17 protein-coding genes are annotated in these 15,275 nt (G+C 71.2%); 6 read left to right on the top strand and 11 right to left on the bottom strand.

Annotated elements, in window-relative coordinates; all coding sequences use genetic code 11:
- Nucleotides 1-207: 207 nt before the first annotated feature.
- The gene (lexA, locus tag ACFU8V_RS16315; protein WP_025105289.1) at nt 208-894 is read left to right on the top strand and encodes a transcriptional repressor LexA; all 687 of its coding nucleotides are present in this window, start codon (nt 208-210) and stop codon (nt 892-894) included.
- Between the two features lie 82 nt (nt 895-976).
- Here lexA and metE read toward each other — a convergent pair whose 3' ends face one another.
- Nucleotides 977-3,286 (bottom strand): 5-methyltetrahydropteroyltriglutamate--homocysteine S-methyltransferase, encoded by a 2,310-nt coding sequence (gene metE / locus ACFU8V_RS16310; protein ID WP_378872765.1) that lies wholly within the window; start codon nt 3,284-3,286, stop codon nt 977-979.
- Nucleotides 3,287-3,307: 21 nt separating this feature from the next.
- Nucleotides 3,308-4,255, bottom strand: a complete 948-nt coding sequence (locus ACFU8V_RS16305) for a methylenetetrahydrofolate reductase (RefSeq protein WP_062764648.1) — start codon at nt 4,253-4,255, stop codon at nt 3,308-3,310.
- Nucleotides 4,256-4,439: 184 nt separating this feature from the next.
- Here ACFU8V_RS16305 and ACFU8V_RS16300 point away from each other — a divergent pair, with 184 nt between their 5' ends.
- Nucleotides 4,440-6,302: a S9 family peptidase gene (locus tag ACFU8V_RS16300; RefSeq protein WP_378872762.1), complete on the top strand. Its 1,863-nt coding sequence runs from the start codon at nt 4,440-4,442 to the stop codon at nt 6,300-6,302.
- Nucleotides 6,303-6,312: 10 nt separating this feature from the next.
- Here ACFU8V_RS16300 and smpB read toward each other — a convergent pair whose 3' ends face one another.
- From smpB to ftsE, 3 genes are all read right to left on the bottom strand, one after another.
- A complete protein-coding gene (gene smpB, locus ACFU8V_RS16295; RefSeq protein WP_050722832.1) occupies nt 6,313-6,789 on the bottom strand; it encodes an SsrA-binding protein SmpB in 477 nt (158 codons plus the stop codon).
- Between the two features lie 68 nt (nt 6,790-6,857).
- Nucleotides 6,858-7,772 carry a permease-like cell division protein FtsX gene (gene ftsX, locus ACFU8V_RS16290; protein WP_025105294.1) on the bottom strand — a complete coding sequence of 305 codons (915 nt, stop codon included), beginning with the start codon at nt 7,770-7,772 and terminating at the stop codon, nt 6,858-6,860.
- Nucleotides 7,769-8,875, bottom strand: coding sequence for a cell division ATP-binding protein FtsE (gene ftsE, locus ACFU8V_RS16285; RefSeq protein ID WP_025105295.1), 1,107 nt, complete (start codon nt 8,873-8,875; stop codon nt 7,769-7,771). Before ftsE ends, ftsX begins: the two co-directional genes overlap by 4 nt.
- 173 nt (nt 8,876-9,048) lie before the next feature.
- Between ftsE and ACFU8V_RS16280 the strand changes: the two genes are divergently transcribed.
- Nucleotides 9,049-10,386 (top strand): DUF2510 domain-containing protein, encoded by a 1,338-nt coding sequence (locus ACFU8V_RS16280; protein WP_283398793.1) that lies wholly within the window; start codon nt 9,049-9,051, stop codon nt 10,384-10,386.
- A 57-nt stretch (nt 10,387-10,443) separates the two neighbouring features.
- Here ACFU8V_RS16280 and prfB read toward each other — a convergent pair whose 3' ends face one another.
- Nucleotides 10,444-11,553, bottom strand: a complete 1,110-nt coding sequence (gene prfB / locus ACFU8V_RS16275) for a peptide chain release factor 2 (RefSeq protein WP_025105296.1) — start codon at nt 11,551-11,553, stop codon at nt 10,444-10,446.
- Nucleotides 11,554-11,675: 122 nt separating this feature from the next.
- Here prfB and ACFU8V_RS16270 point away from each other — a divergent pair, with 122 nt between their 5' ends.
- On the top strand, nt 11,676-12,917 hold the full coding sequence (locus tag ACFU8V_RS16270) for an MFS transporter (RefSeq protein ID WP_126893649.1): 1,242 nt from the start codon (nt 11,676-11,678) through the stop codon (nt 12,915-12,917).
- Nucleotides 12,918-12,929: 12 nt separating this feature from the next.
- Here ACFU8V_RS16270 and ACFU8V_RS16265 read toward each other — a convergent pair whose 3' ends face one another.
- The 4 genes from ACFU8V_RS16265 to ACFU8V_RS16250 are packed head-to-tail and all read right to left on the bottom strand — an operon-like array spanning nt 12,930 to nt 14,373.
- Nucleotides 12,930-13,370: a pilus assembly protein TadG-related protein gene (locus tag ACFU8V_RS16265; protein WP_249520864.1), complete on the bottom strand. Its 441-nt coding sequence runs from the start codon at nt 13,368-13,370 to the stop codon at nt 12,930-12,932.
- Nucleotides 13,367-13,801: a TadE family protein gene (locus ACFU8V_RS16260; RefSeq protein ID WP_378872754.1), complete on the bottom strand. Its 435-nt coding sequence runs from the start codon at nt 13,799-13,801 to the stop codon at nt 13,367-13,369. The genes ACFU8V_RS16265 and ACFU8V_RS16260 overlap by 4 nt, the downstream gene beginning before the upstream one ends.
- Nucleotides 13,791-14,192, bottom strand: a complete 402-nt coding sequence (locus ACFU8V_RS16255; RefSeq protein WP_249520866.1) for a TadE/TadG family type IV pilus assembly protein — start codon at nt 14,190-14,192, stop codon at nt 13,791-13,793. Before ACFU8V_RS16255 ends, ACFU8V_RS16260 begins: the two co-directional genes overlap by 11 nt.
- 1 nt (nt 14,193) lies before the next feature.
- Nucleotides 14,194-14,373, bottom strand: coding sequence for a hypothetical protein (locus tag ACFU8V_RS16250; RefSeq protein ID WP_126893636.1), 180 nt, complete (start codon nt 14,371-14,373; stop codon nt 14,194-14,196).
- Nucleotides 14,374-14,479: 106 nt separating this feature from the next.
- Here ACFU8V_RS16250 and ACFU8V_RS16245 point away from each other — a divergent pair, with 106 nt between their 5' ends.
- Both ACFU8V_RS16245 and ACFU8V_RS16240 read left to right on the top strand, forming a co-directional pair.
- Nucleotides 14,480-14,659 (top strand): hypothetical protein, encoded by a 180-nt coding sequence (locus tag ACFU8V_RS16245; protein WP_126893635.1) that lies wholly within the window; start codon nt 14,480-14,482, stop codon nt 14,657-14,659.
- Nucleotides 14,660-14,669: 10 nt separating this feature from the next.
- Nucleotides 14,670-14,942, top strand: coding sequence for a hypothetical protein (locus ACFU8V_RS16240; protein ID WP_126893634.1), 273 nt, complete (start codon nt 14,670-14,672; stop codon nt 14,940-14,942).
- Between the two features lie 24 nt (nt 14,943-14,966).
- On the opposite strand, the gene ACFU8V_RS16235 is transcribed toward ACFU8V_RS16240, so the two are convergent.
- Nucleotides 14,967-15,263, bottom strand: coding sequence for a hypothetical protein (locus ACFU8V_RS16235; RefSeq protein WP_085603505.1), 297 nt, complete (start codon nt 15,261-15,263; stop codon nt 14,967-14,969).
- Between the last annotated feature and the right edge of the window lie 12 nt (nt 15,264-15,275).

Below are 15,275 nucleotides of genomic sequence, written 5' to 3'. Positions count from 1 at the left end.
CGTGGATGCGAAGCTACGTTCCGAAGATATCTTCGAGTTCGAACATCTGTCAAGCTGTCTTCGAAACCATGCCCCGCGAATCAGCCGACACGCTCGAACAGATCTTCCAGATCGGCGCTTTTCTCGGATACGGTTTCGATAAGGACACCCCACCACGGGCCACCGACATTCGAAGCGGCACGTCGGATCACGCAGTGAAGGAGCACCATGAGCGACACCTCAGCCCTCGAGTCCGAGGCGCCGCGCACCCGCCGTCGCAAGAGCCTCAGCCCGAAGCAGATGGCGATCCTCGAGGTCATCCAGGCCTCGATCGCGCAGAACGGCTATCCGCCGAGCATGCGCGAGATCGGCGACGCCGTCGGGCTCAAGTCGCTGTCCAGCGTCACCCACCAGCTCGGTCAGCTCGAGCTCAGCGGCTACCTGCGTCGCGACCCGGGCAAGACGCGTGCCATGGAGGTCCTCATCGACCTGCCCGGCACGGGCGCGGAGAACCCGGCGGACGTGGCGACCCCCGTGGGCGATGCCGCACTGGTCCCACTGGTGGGGCGTATCGCCGCGGGCGTGCCGATCACGGCGGATCAGCAGGTCGAGGAGATCTTCCCGCTCCCCCGGCAGCTCGTCGGCAAGGGCGACCTGTTCATGCTCAAGGTCTCCGGGGAGTCGATGATCGACGCCGCCATCTGCGACGGCGACTGGGTCGTCGTGCGCTCGCAGAACACGGCGGAGAACGGCGAGATCGTGGCTGCCATGCTCGACGGCGAGGCCACCGTCAAGGTGCTCCGTCGTCGCGACGGTCACACGTGGCTGCTCCCCCGCAACTCTGCCTTCGAGCCGATCCTGGGCGACGAGGCGGTCGTGCTCGGCAAGGTCGTCGCGGTCATGCGCGCCGTCTGAGTCCCCGCATCGTCGGTGAGACAACAACGAAGGCCCTCCCGGGCGCACCGGGAGGGCCTTCGTGTGTCCGGGGACGACCGCGTCAGGCGGTGACCACCACGTCCTCGCGCACGCGCCGCGTGGCCTCGACGATGTTCCGCAGCGACGCCGTGGTCTCGGCGTATCCGCGGGTCTTCAGACCGCAGTCCGGGTTCACCCAGAGCTGACGGAGGGGGATCTCCTCCACCGCACGCCGCAGCAGGGACTCGACCTCCTCCACGGTGGGCACGCGCGGCGAGTGGATGTCGTACACGCCGGGGCCGATGCCGTGGTCGAAGCCCACCTCGGCGATGTCCGCGACGACCTCCATGCGACTCCGGGCCGCCTCGATGGACGTGACGTCCGCGTCGAGCGCACGGATCGCGTCGATCACGACGCCGAACTCCGAGTAACAGAGGTGGGTGTGCACCTGGGTCGCCGCCGCAGCGCCGCCCGTGGCCAGACGGAACGAGGCGACGGACCAGTCGAGGTACGCCGGCTGGTCGGCCTGCTTCAGCGGGAGCAGCTCCCGGAGCGCCGGCTCGTCGACCTGGATCACCTGGATGCCCGCGGCCTCCAGGTCGGCGATCTCATCGCGGAGCGCGAGCGCCACCTGGTTCGCCGTCTCCCCCAGCGGCTGGTCGTCGCGGACGAAGGACCACGCGAGGATCGTGACGGGGCCCGTGAGCATCCCCTTCATGTGCTTCGCCGTGAGCGACTGCGCGTACGCCGACCAGCCGACCGTGATGGGCGCGGGACGCGAGACGTCTCCCCAGAGGATCGACGGGCGCGTGGCTCGCGAGCCGTACGACTGCACCCAGCCGTGCTGCGTGACCGCGAAGCCGTCGAGGTTCTCCGCGAAGTACTGCACCATGTCGTTGCGCTCCGGCTCACCGTGCACGAGGACGTCGAGACCGAGGTCCTCCTGCAGGGAGACGACCGCCGCGACCTCACGGCGCAGGAACTCCTCGTAGTCGTCCTCGGGGATCTCGCCGCGGAGGAACTGGGCGCGGGCGCGGCGGATGTCGCCGGTCTGCGGGAAGGAGCCGATCGTGGTCAGGGGCAGCGCCGGCAGGCCGAGGGCGTTCTGCGCCTCCTCCCGCTCCTGGTACGGGGCACGGGCGAAGTCGGCGTCGCTCAGCGCACGGGAACGCACCGCACCGTCGCGCACACCGGGAGCGGTCAGGCGGTCCTGCAGCGCAGCGGTCGCGGCGTCCAGCTCGGCCCCGATCGCCGTGCGCCCTTCGGACAGGCCGCGGGCGAGGGTCACGACCTGCTGCACCTTCTGATCCGCGAAGGCGAGCCAGGAGACGAGGCGCGCGTCCAGCGCCGTCTCGTCCTCCACGTCGTGCGGCACGTGCAGCAGCGAGGTCGAGGTCGATGCCGACACCGGGGCCCCGAGCGCACGGAGCGCCTTCAGAGAATCGAACGCCGCGGACAGGTCGCCACGCCAGATGTTGTGACCGTCGATCACACCGCCGACGAGGGTCTTGCCCTCGAGGCCCGGCACCGCGTCGGGCACGGTGCCGCGCACGAGATCCACGGCGATGGCCTCGACGGGGGCGGCGGCCACGGTCGCGAACGTCGCGCCGAGGCTCGCGTACGGGGCCGCGACGAGGATCGAGGGCCGCTCTTCGGCGTTCCCGAGCACTGCGAGCGCGCGCTCCGCGGCGGACGCGAGCTGCGCGGTCGTCGCCGGCAGGGACTCGCTCACGAGGGCGGGCTCGTCGAGCTGCACCCACTCGGCGCCCGCGGCGCGCAGACGGGCGAGCAGATCGACGTAGACCGGCAGGACGTCCTCCAGCCGCGAGAGCGGCTCGAAGCCCTCCGGCGCGTCGTCCGACGCCTTCGCGAGCGCCAGCAGCGTGACCGGTCCGACGACCACGGGACGCGTGACGAAGCCGGCGGCGACGGCCTCGGCGACCTCGCGCACCAGGCGGTCGCTGGCGAGGGAGAACACCGTCTCCGGGCCGATCTCCGGCACGAGGTAGTGGTAGTTCGAGTCGAACCACTTCGTCATCTCCAGCGGCGCCCGCTCGCCTTCGCCGCGGGCGACGGTGAATAGGGCGGAGAGGCCGATCGACCCGTCGGCCTCGCGGAGGTCGTCGAAGCGGGCAGGGATCGCGCCGACCGTGACAGCGGCGTCGAGGACCTGGTCGTAGAAGGAGAAGGACTCCGGGATGGACGAGTCCGTGCGGCCGAGGCCGAGCCCCGCCAGGCGCTCGCGGGTCGCCGCGCGCAGGTCCGCGGCCGTCCGCTCCAGCTCCTGCTCGTCGATGCGGCCGGCCCAGAACGCCTCGACGGCCTTCTTGAGCTCGCGGCGACGGCCGATGCGGGGGTAGCCGAGGATGGTGCCCTCGGGGAATGCGGTCATGGTGTTTCCTTTCGGCGGGGACTAGTGCCGGAGCGCCGGGACGATGCCGGCTTCGGCAAGGACGGTCAGGACGGTCTCGTGCTGGTTGAAGGCGTACAGATGCACGCCGGGGGCCCCGCCGGCGACGACGTCGGCGGCGAGGCGCGCGGCCCAGGAGATCCCGATCTCCCGCCGCCCTTCGGCGGTCGGCTCGACATCGAGGGCGATCGCGAGCTCGCTGGGCAGGTCCTCCCCGGTCAGCTCCAGCACCCGGGCGAGCCGGGCCGGCGACGTGATCGGCATGATGCCGGGGAGGATCGGGATGGTGACGCCTCCGGCGCGGGCGCGCTCCACGAAGGCGAGGTAGTCATCGGGGTGGAAGAAGAGCTGCGTGATGGCGAAGGTCGCCCCCGCGGCCTGCTTGGCGAGCAGCGCCTCGACATCCTGCGTGCGGTGCGTGGCCCGGGGGTGCCCCTTCGGGAACGCGGCGACCGCGATGTCGACCTTCTGCCGCGGGGCCACGAGTGCGGCTCCGGGGAGACCGGGGACCGGAGACTCCTGGTACGGCGCACGCTCGGCCTGGACGCGATCGATGAGCTGCACGAGCTGGGCGGCGCTCTCCAGGTCGCCCAGGAAGGGCTCGCTCTGTCCCGCGGGCGGGTCTCCGCGCAGGGCGAGGAATCGGAGGATCCCGGCGTCGAGGAACTCCCGGATGAGCGCGGTGGCTCCGGCGTAGGTGTTGCCGACGCACGTGAGATGAGCGAGGGGTTCGACGTCGGTATGCTCCCGGATGAAGCGCAGCACATCGAGCGAGCGGCCGCCGGTCGAGCCGCCGGCGCCGTAGGTCACCGACAGGAACTCCGGGCCGGCCGCGGCGAGACGACGGACGGTCTCGTGCAGGGCCTCCTGGCTCGACTCCGAGCGCGGCGGGTAGAGCTCGAAGGAGAACGGCACGCGGGAGGCGCGGGAGGCGTCGAACGTGGAAGACATCTTCTCTCCAGGGGACAGGGGCCGGGGTCCGCGCACGACGAAGAGCACGTCGTTCGCGGGCGGGTGCCGGGCTCGGCTGTCGCTCCACGCCCGGGATGAACCGGGCGTTTCCAGAAACCTAGAACACGCCCTCGGCCCGCCGCACGAGTGTGACGTCGTGTGTCACCGCCCGTAGGCTCGAGGCATGTCCTCACCGTTCGGCTCCTGGTCCTCCCCCTTCACCGCCGCAGCCGTCGCAGGAGCGGCACCGCGCATCGACGGGGCCCGCTTCGTGGGCGACGAGGTGTGGTGGGCCGAGTCCGTGCCCGCCGAGGGCGGACGCGTCACGGTGCGCAGCTCGACGGGCGCGGAGATCCTCCCGGCACCCTGGAACGCCCGCTCCCGCGTGTACGAGTACGGGGGCGGCGCCTGGACCGTCGACGGCGACACCCTGTACTTCGTCTCCGGAGCCGACCAGCGCGTGCACCGGATGGATCGCGGGACGGAGCCGAGCCCCCTCACCGCCGCCGGCCCCGCGTACGGCGGGCTGCGCGTGCAGAGCGGCCGACTGCTGGCCGTGCGGGAAGACCTCTCGACCGACCCGCACCGCCGCGCGATCGTGGAGATCCCCGTGGACGGTTCGGCCGCCGAGGACGCCTCCGCGATCCGGGTGATCGTCGAGGGTCCCGGCTTCTTCGCCCATCCCGCGCTCTCGCCCGACGGCAGCCGCGTCGCCTGGGTCGAATGGCAGGCGGACAGCATGCCCTGGGAGAGCGCCGCGCTCGCGATCGGATCGGCGGCCGGCGGGACGATCACCCGGGTCCCCACCTCCGCCGCCCTGCAGCCGGAATGGATCGGCGACGACGCGCTCGTGTTCGCCGACGACGGCTCGGGACGCTGGCAGCTCCATCACCTCGCGCTCGACGGCCTCCAGGCCGGTGCCTCCCGCCCGCTCACCTCATCCGACGCGGACACCGGCTACGGCCTGTGGGTGCTCGGCAACCGCTGGTTCCAGCCGCTGGCGGACGGCCGCCTCGTGGCCGTCCGCACCGACGGCCGCGACGAGGTGCAGCTCGTGTCCCCGGACGGCGAGACGCGCGCCATTGCGGTCCCGGGCGACGGGCATCTCAGCGTTGACGACGTCTCCGGCTCCCGCGTGCTGCTCAGCGGAGACGGCTCGCGCGTGACCTCCGGCATCTGGTGCGTCGACGTGGACAGCGGGGCCGTCGAGACCGTCACCGGCGGCGCTCCGGTCGACGAGGACTGGATGCCGGCGGCCCAGCAGCTCGTCGTGGAGGGGGCGCACGGCCCCGTGCACGCCTTCGCTTATCCGCCCGCCGCGCCCGGAGAGCCCCGCGGCGCCGACGGCGAGCTCCCGCCCTACATCGTGCTCGTGCACGGCGGGCCCACCGCCCATGTCACGGGAGCGGCCTCCGCCTCGATCGCCTTCTTCACGAGCCGGGGAATCGGGGTCCTCGACGTGAACTACGGCGGGTCCACCGGTTACGGTCGGGCGTACCGCGACCGCCTGCAGGGACAGTGGGGCGTCGTGGACGTGGACGACGTTATCGCGGCCGCTCGCGGGCTCGCCGACGCCGGTCTCGCCGATCCCGCGCGCATCGCCATCCGCGGCGGCTCGGCGGGCGGCTGGACGGTGCTCTCGGCGCTCGTGCGGGGTGGCACGTTCGCCGCGGGCATCAGCCGCTACGGCGTCGCGGATCTGCGGATGCTCGCCGCCGAGACCCACGACTTCGAGGCGTCGTACCTCGACGGCCTCGTCGGTCCGCTCCCCGCCGCCGAGGACGTGTACATCGAGCGCTCGCCTCTGACCCACGCCGACCGCATCGACGTGCCGGTGCTGCTGCTGCAGGGCGGGGAGGACCGTGTCGTGCCGCCGCCCCAGTCGGAGGCCATCCGCGACGCGCTGGCGGCGAACGGCATCGACCACGAGTACGTGCTGTACCCGGGCGAGGGTCACGGGTTCCGCAGCGCGGAGACCATCGTCGACGCGCTGGAACGCGAGCTCGCGTTCCTCGGCCGGGTGTTCGGCTTCACGCCGAGCCTCTGAGCGCGGGCGGCTACTCGCCCACCCGGTTGCGCAGCCGCATCGCCCGCTCGGCCTCACGGGTGTCCTGGCGTTCGCGGAGGGTCTGACGCTTGTCGTACTCGCGCTTGCCCTTCGCGAGAGCGATCTCGACCTTGGCGCGACCGTCCGAGAAATACAGCTTGAGCGGGATGAGCGTGTATCCGCCCGCGGAGACGGCGTGGGCGAGCTTCGCGATCTCCTCCCGGTGCAGGAGGAGCTTGCGGATGCGCTTGGCCGAGTGGTTCGTCCAGTGCCCCTGCGAGTACTCCGGGATGTGCACGGCGTCGAGGAAGACCTCGTTGCCCTTCACGAACGCGTACCCGTCGCTGAGGTTCGCGCGCCCCTGGCGGAGCGACTTCACCTCGGTGCCGGTGAGCACCATCCCCGCCTCGTACGACTTCTCGATGTTGTAGTCGTGACGCGCGCGACGATTGGTCGCGATGACCTTCTCCCCGCGTTCCCTGGGCATGATGATCTCCTGTGCTGTGGTGCCGTGGACGGCTCGGCAGCGGATCGGCCGAGCAGCCTTTCAGGGTATCAGGTGCGCAGCCACCGTCGGATCGCGAAGCCCGCCGACAGGGCCGCGAGGACCACGCCGATCCCGACGAGGACCGGGACGACGAGCGCCGCATCCTGCATGGTCACCCAGGTGGTGATGAAGGGCACGCGGCCGCGCAGGTAGCCGTTCACGCCGAAGTGCATGCCCGCGACGACGGCGGCACTGGCCAGGGCGGAGCCCAGCAGCGCGGCGAACACGCCCTCCAGCACGAACGGGGTCTGGATGAAACGGTTCGACGCGCCCACGAGGCGCATGATGCCGATCTCCTTGCGCCGCGCGTAGGCCGACAACCGGATCGTCGTGCCGATCAGCAGCGTCGCGGCGATGAGCATGAGCACGGCGATGCCGACGGCGATGTAGGTGGCCACCGTCAGCGCGGAGAACAGCGGTTCGAGGTATTGGAGCTGGTCCTGGACCTGCTCCACTCCGGCCTGGTCGCTGAACGCCTCGGCGAGCACCTGCGACTGGCCCGGGTCCTTCATGGTCACGAAGAAGACCTCGAACGCCTGGTCGGGCGAGAGCACGCTGGCCTGCTCCTCCCCCACCTGCTCGACGAGCTTGGCGTACGTCTCCTCCTTCGTGTCGAAGGTCATGGAGCTGATGAGCGGCGACAGCGCGTCGCCCTCGAGCTGGGCGCGCACGGCGGCCACCTGCTCCTCGCTCGCCGCGCCGTCCACGCAGGTGTCCGACTCCGACACCGCGGAGCACATGTAGACGGCCACCTGGGCGCGCTCGGACCAGTACCCGCGCATCACGCCGATCTGGGACTGCATGAGGATCGCGGCACCGACGAACGTCAGCGACACGAACGTGACGAGCACGACGGAGATCACCATCGAGATGTTGCGCCGCAGGCCGACGAGGGCCTCGGTCAGGATCAGGCCGATTCTCATGAGGTCGGGCCCACTTCCTCGTCGTCCTGGTCCGACAGGCCGAGGCGGTCCGCCACGCCGAGCTCGGCGACGTCCACCTCCGGGATCACGATCGGACGCGTCCCCGGCGCCCCGGGGGCGGGGCGCGCGGCGGCGGACGGCGGCGCGGCCGGGGGATGCACCACGTCCGGCGGTTCGACCACGCCCGGCTCCCGCGCGGGCTCCGGCGGCTCGACCACCTGCGGGGCCGGGTCGGCGGCGGGCTTGGTGACCGCGGGAGATGCGGCCGCAGCCCGGCGCTGGGCGTCCAGCTCCTCGGCCAGTGCGGCGCGCACCACGGAGAGGTCGGCGGTCTGGCGCTGCACCTCCTGCACGGCGGTGAGGGCGGCGGCGGCCGCGGCACCGCGGACCTCCTCCGGCACCAGGCGCGGGATGTTCGAGGTGTCGCCGTATCCGCCGTGCACCTCGTCGCGGACCATCTCGCCGTCGCGGAGCTCGATCACGCGGCGGCGCATCTGGTCGACGAAGCCGGCCTCGTGCGTGGCCATGAGCACCGTCGTGCCGCCCGCGTTGATCCGGGCGAGCAGCTGCATGATGTCGACGGAGGTCGCGGGGTCGAGGTTTCCGGTGGGCTCGTCGGCCAGCAGCACCTGCGGACGGTTGACGAGCGCCCTGGCGATCGCGACGCGCTGCTGCTCCCCGCCGGAGAGCTCGTGCGGCATGCGCTTCTCCTTGCCGTCGAGTCCGACGAGAGCGAGCGCCTCGGGAACGGCCTGCTGGATGAAGCCGCGGGACGAGCCGGTGACCTGCAGCGTGAAGGCGACGTTCTGATAGACCGTCTTGGACGGCAGCAGCCGGAAGTCCTGGAACACCGAGCCGATGTGCCGACGGAAGTACGGCACCTTCCGGTTCGCGAGCGCCCGCAGGTCGCGGCCGAGGACGGCCACCCGACCGCTCGTCGGCACGTCCTCGCGGAGGATGAGGCGCAGACAGGAGGACTTGCCGGACCCGGAGGCACCGACGAGGAAGACGAACTCCCCGCGCTGCACCTCGAAGTCGACACCGGACAGGGCGGGCTTCGACGTCCCGCGGTAGCGTTTCGTGACGTTCTCGAACCGAATCATGGCGAATCGAGCCTAAGCGCGCCACCGCCTCCGGCTCGGCACGACACCCCGCCGCGCAGCACGCCGCCCTGCGATTCCTCCGCCCCCCGGCCCCACCGGCGTCGTCGCCCGCTGCTATACATGGAGTGTCGATTCGCGTGCCCCACGCGAGCGCACACACGGAGGGGATCCCCATGACGACACCTGCTGGTTGGTACGACGACGGCTCCGGGCGCCTGCGCTGGTGGGACGGCCAGCAGTGGACCGAGCACTTCGCGCCGGAGACGACGGCGACAGGCGACACCACCGCGACGGCGACCGAGGACACCACCGCGACGGCGACCGAAGACGCGGGCGCGGAGGGCACCCCGGCGGAGAGCCCCGCCGCGGCGACCGACGATAGCGCTCCCCTCGGACAGGAGCCGACGGCGTCGGCGGAGACCGTCGCTCCGGAACCCGTCGCCGCCGAGCGCGAGATCGCTCCGGACGAGCCCGCGACCGAGTTCATCGTCGCGCCTGAGCCGGCACAGGACTGGAGCGCACCGACCAGCGGCGCGCACGACCTCCCCGGCGCGGCGCCGATCGTCCCGCCGGCCGGTGCCGGTCAGAACGCGTACCAGGGCCAGGGCGGCTACCCGGCACCGGGCGCGTACCCGGGCGCGCAGAGCGCCGGCGGATACCCGGGCCAGGCACCGGGCACTCAGGGAACGTATCCGGGGCAGGGAACGTATCCGGGGCAGGGGGCGTATCCCGGCCAGGGCGCGTACCCCGGTCAGGCGCCGGCTCCCGCGGCGGCGAAGAAGGTCTCGGTGCTCGGACTCGTCGGCCTCGGGCTCGCCGCGCTCGGCCTCCTCCTCGCGTTCATCCCCGTGACGCTGCCGTTCGCCTGGTTCCTCCTGGCGGCCGGGTTCATCGTCTCGCTCATCTCCCTGTTCCTGAAGGGCACCAAGTGGCCGGGGATCACCGGGCTCGGGGTGTCGGTGCTCGGTGGCATCGTCGCGATCGTCGTGAGCATCTTCTTCGTGCTGGCTGTCGCGAACACCGTGCGTCCGGTCACGCTTCCCGACTACGACGAGGGCACGACTCAGAGCCCGGCGCCGGAGACCGACGACACCGGCGACGCGGGTACGGGTGAGGTCGCCGAGGGCACGCTGGGAGAGCCGGTCACCGTGCCGCAGCTCGAGGGCACGGCCGAGGTCACCATCCGTTCCGCCACGTTCGGCCCGACCAACGGCACGGATTTCGAGCCCGCGAACGGCGGATATCTGGTGATCGACGTGGCCTGGGAGACGCTCGACGGGACGACCTACGTCAACCCGCTCTACTTCTCCGTCGAGACCGCAGACGGCACCGAGGGCGACTACGACATCTTCGGCGAGGCGACGCTGGAGTCCAGCGAGCAGGACGCCGGGTCCACGGCGGAGGGCACCGTCTCGTTCGACGTCGCCGAGAGCCCGTCGTACGTGGTCGTCATCACGGACGAGATGCTGCAGGAGGTCGCGCGCGTGACCGTCGAGGCGTCGGCTCGCTGACCCGTCCGCACCGCACGACGAATGCCCCGGGAACTCCCGGGGCCTTCGTCGTAAGGATCAGTCCTCGTCTTTGCGCTTGCGCCAGCGGATGCCCGCCGAGATGAAGTCGTCGAGGTCGCCGTCGAACACGGCGGCGGGGTTGCCGGACTCCTGGCCCGTACGGAGGTCTTTCACGAGCTGCTGTCCGTAGAGGAAGTAGGAGCGCATCTGATCGCCCCAGCTCGCGGTGATGTTGCCCGCGAGTTCCTTCTTCTTGGCGGCCTCCTGCTCCTTCTGCAGCAGGAGGAGGCGGTTCTGCAGCACGCGCATGGCCGCGGCGCGGTTCTGGATCTGCGACTTCTCGTTCTGCATCGACACGACGATTCCGGTCGGGAGGTGCGTGATGCGCACGGCGGAGTCGGTCGTGTTGACGGACTGGCCGCCGGGGCCGGAAGAGCGGAAGACGTCGACCCGGATGTCGCTCTCGGGGATGTCGACCTCGGTCGCCTCCTCCATGAGCGGGATGACCTCGACGGCGGCGAACGACGTCTGGCGCTTGTCCGCGGAGCCGAACGGGCTGATGCGGGCGAGGCGGTGCGTACCGGCCTCGACCGAGATCGTGCCGAAGGCGTAGGGCGCGTCGATCTCGAAGGTCGCCGACTTGATGCCCGCGCCCTCCGCGTACGAGGTGTCCATGACCTTCACGGGGTACTTGTGACGCTCCGCCCAGCGCAGGTACATGCGCATGAGCATCTCGGCGAAGTCGGTCGCGTCGTCGCCGCCGGCGCCGGAGCGGATGGTCACGATGGCGCTGCGCTCGTCGTACTCGCCGTCGAGCAGCGTCTGCACCTCGAGCTGGTTGATGAGGTCGGTGAGCGTCTGCAGCTCCTTGCGGGCCTCGATCGCCGACTCCTCGTCACCCATCTCGTTCGCCAGATCGACGAGCACCTCGAGGTCGTCGAGGCGCTGGGCGATGCCGGTGATGCGGGCGAGCTCCGACTGACGGTGGCTCAGCGCGCTGGTGACCTTCTGGGCGTTCTCGGTGTCGTCCCAGAGGTCGGGCGCGCCGGCCTCCTCGCTGAGACGCGCGATGTCCTCGCGGAGACGGTTGACATCGACGACCTCGCTGATGTCGCCGAAGGTGTGCCTGAGCGCCTGGATTTCGGCGGAGAGATCTAGTTCGAGCATGACACCTCAGCCTAACGTGCCGCCCGCGCGCGCGGGGACGGTGGTGTCCGGTCGTCCGCGCCGACCGGAGTAGCGTGAAGGGCGTGAGCAGTGCATCCACGGTCCTCCGCCAGTTCGGGCCGATGGTGTACCTGCCGACCGTCCTCTTCTCCCTCGGCGAAGGTGCGGTCATCCCGCTCATCCCGGTCATCGCCGCGTCCATGGGGGCCGACGTCGCCTTCGCCGCCCTCGTCGCCTCGGCGCTCGTGGTCGGTCAGCTGTGCGGCAATCTCCCGGCCGGCTGGGCCGTGGGGCGCATCGGCGAGCGCTTCACGATGGTGATCGCAGGCGTCATCGCCATCCTCGCCGCCGTCGGCATGGTGTTCGCGCCGTCGCTCGGGGTCCTCGCGGCGTCCGTGTTCCTCCTGGGCCTGTGCGCCGCGGCGTTCGGGCTCGCCCGGCACGCGTTCATGACCACGCGGGTGCCGCTGGCGTTCCGCGCCCGCTCGCTCTCCCTGCTCGGCGGCAGCTTCCGTCTGGGCATCTTCATCGGCCCGTTCGTCTCCGCGGGTCTCCTGCAGCTCTTCGGCACCGAGGCCGCGGCGATCTGGTTCTTCCTCGCCTGCCTCGTGGTCATGGTCGTGCTCGTGCTCTTCGGACCGGATCCGGAGAAGACGGTCGCACCGCTGCGGACGACGATCCGGTTCGCGGAGGACAGCGGAGAGGCCGTGACCGGGTCGATCCCCACCGTCGAGCGGGCCGGGATCTTCCAGACCATGTGGCGGCAGCGCGGAGTGCTCGGTCGGCTCGGACTCGCCGCGGCCTCGCTGTCCGCGGTGCGGTCGGCACGGCAGGTAGTCCTGCCGCTGTGGGGGCTCTCCCTGGGCCTCGACGCGTCGACCATCGCTCTCGTCGTCGGGGTGTCCGGCGCCATCGACTTCGCCCTCTTCTACGCCAGCGGCCAGGTGATGGACCGCTTCGGCCGGCTCTGGGCGGCGATGCCCGCGATGGTGCTGATGGGCGCCGGGTTCCTCGCCCTGTCGGTCACGCACGACCTCGACTCCGCGGTGCTCTGGTTCGGCATGTTCGCCGCGGTCCTCGGCGTCGGCAACGGACTGTCGAGCGGCATCCTCCTCACTCTCGGCGCGGACGTCGCGCCGAAGCACGACCCCGCCGCGTTCCTCGGGTCGTGGCGCACGCTGACCGATGCCGGCGGCGCCGTCGCTCCGCTCCTCGTCTCGGGCATCACCGCGGTCGCGTCCCTGTCGTTCGCGGCGGGGGCCATGGGCCTGATCGGACTCGTCGGCGCCGCCGGGTTCCTCCGCTGGATCCCCCGGTTCGTGCCCCGCACGCCGCCGCGCACGCCGGACCCGGCCGACGACTGAGTACCCGGTCGCTCAGCGCAGTGCCGTCCGGCTCGTCGCCGTCGCCTGCAGGGGCACCCCGTCCGGCACGAACGGCGAGAGCAGCGGCGGGTGCCAGGTCGCCGCGACGGTGACGCGCGCGCTCACGCCGTCCGGGGTGCCCGCGTCGACGACGGTCGCCTCGAACCCCGCTCCGAGGACGAGCGGCACCGCCTGCTCGGCCACCCCCGCGTCGGTGAGCGTCGCGCGCGGCACCTCCCCCTCCACCTGCAGCGTGAAGCCGTCCGCTCCGGCGAGCGCCGCCGCATCCGCAAGACCGTCCAGCCGCTTCTGGGCGATGTAGAGGTCGGTGGCGCAGATGCACACGAACAGCACCGCGAGCGCGAGGAGGAGGTAGCCGAGCACGAGCAGCAGCACGCTCCCGTCGTCGCCGCCCTCACGGTGCTGCTTCCGGGCCGGTACGCGTCCCCTCATCCCCCGCCCCATCGCCGCGACACCTTCTGCACCGACACCGCTTCGACGGGGACGGAGGTCGCCTGGTCGAGTCCGAGCACGCCCGGCACGAGCGGCAGCGGTACGCGCGTCGAGACCGTGACGACCACCGTCGCTCCCGCCGCCGGACAGGCCGAGGTCCGGGGACGGCACGACACGGAGACGTCGACCGCTCCGCTATCGATGCCGTACTCCGCGACGATCCCGTCCAGCACCTCCTCCCCGCGGTCGGCCGCCGCCGCGATGTCGGGTGCCGAGGCGATGGCACGTGCGGCCTGGCGCGCCGCAGCCTCGACGCCCAGCGACTGCTCCTGCACCGAGCCCACGGCGATCACGAGGTTCAGCAGCGGCACGAGCATGATCACCCCGACGGCGATGAACTCCAGCGAGCTCGACCCCGCGTCATCGCGCATCGAACGACTCCGCCGGTGCGTGAGCCTCCACCTGCAAGGCCGCAGGGACACCGACGAGCCCGAACACCGGGAGCGTCGTCCGGATCCGGACTGCGACGGTCTCCTGTCCGCCTCGCCGTGCCGAGGCCACCGTGATGTCGTCGGCATAGGAGGGGCCGACCGCGCGACGGATGACCTCGCGCGCCCGCTCCTCCCCCTCCGCGGCCGTCGTGTCCGCGAGAGCCGCGTAGTACGCCCCCTCCACGGCGGCGTCATGGACGACGTTGCGCACGTAGATCGCGAACGCCAGTTGCAGCACCGCGAGGGTGAGCGCGGTGAGCAGGGTGCCGACGAGGAGGAACTCCACCGGGTTCGATCCGCGGTCGTCGGTCACCCCCGCAGGCGCACGCATGTCAGAGCCCCGACACCCGCTGGATGGCCTGCTCGAAGAGGGAGGTGAGCGCGGGTCCGGCGACCGCCCAGATGAGCACGACGAGGCCCGCGGTCATCAGGGTCACGAGCACCCAGCCGGGCACGTCTCCCCGTTCGTCATCGTGGAAGGCACGGAGTATCGAGCGCGCACGAGAGATCATGCCGCCAGTGTGCATCGGAGACCCGCCGCGGCGCGGACGTTATCCACAGGGGCGGCCTTCATGGTCGTCTACCGGAAGCCGCGGGAGCGCAATAGGCTCCTGCCCCATGGAACCCAACCCCCTGCTGCCGTCGATTCCGGTGCTGATCGCGATCGTCGTCGGCGTGGTGATCCTCGTCGCCGTCATCATCATCGTCGTCGCTGCGCGAAGGGCGAAGCGGCGGGGTTCTGTACTCCCGTCGCACGATTCGCACAACCCCGGGTCCGGACACCACGACGAGGGATAGCCTGTCACGCATGCGCCCCGGACCTGACGATGAGATGCGGGCGCGGGTCGAGATCGACGGGCTCACCTATCCTCTGCCTCGCGGCACCGATGTCGTCGCCCTCCGAGAACGGATCGAAGCCGCCGCACGTACCGAGCCGACATTCGTCTCGTTCGCCACGTCGGACGGCCTCGCGAGTGTCCTCGTCCACCCGACGTCGCGAGTGTTCCTCTTCCGGGTCAAGGTAGCCGGCGAGGGAAGCCTCGCCGAAGACCTCGGGGGACTACCGGACTGGGACGTCTGAGCGCCGCGGGAAGCCGCGGCAGCGTCAGGAGGTGAACTCGTCGATGAGGAGCTCGCCGCGCGCGTTCAAGCGCTCCATCATGTGACTGACCCGGGCCGGGTCGATCGCGGGGACCGGGTCGGCGTCGAACTCGAGCACCAGCGGGATGGCCGGGTGCATCCACGCGGAGAGCCGGCCGGGGCTCTTCGTCCCCGAGGGCCACGTCATCATGAAGCTCTCCTGACGCCGCAGCTTCGTGGAGATCACGATCTTCAGATGCGCCAGCAGGGTGTCCTCGACGTCGATCGGCGGACGAGAGCTGTTGTACTCGAGACTTCCCATAGTCAAAAGGTA

This window comes from Microbacterium sp. NPDC057658 (genome assembly GCF_042799975.1).
In the GTDB taxonomy this organism is placed as follows: domain Bacteria; phylum Actinomycetota; class Actinomycetes; order Actinomycetales; family Microbacteriaceae; genus Microbacterium.
This window is presented reverse-complemented; position numbering and strand designations above follow the sequence as displayed.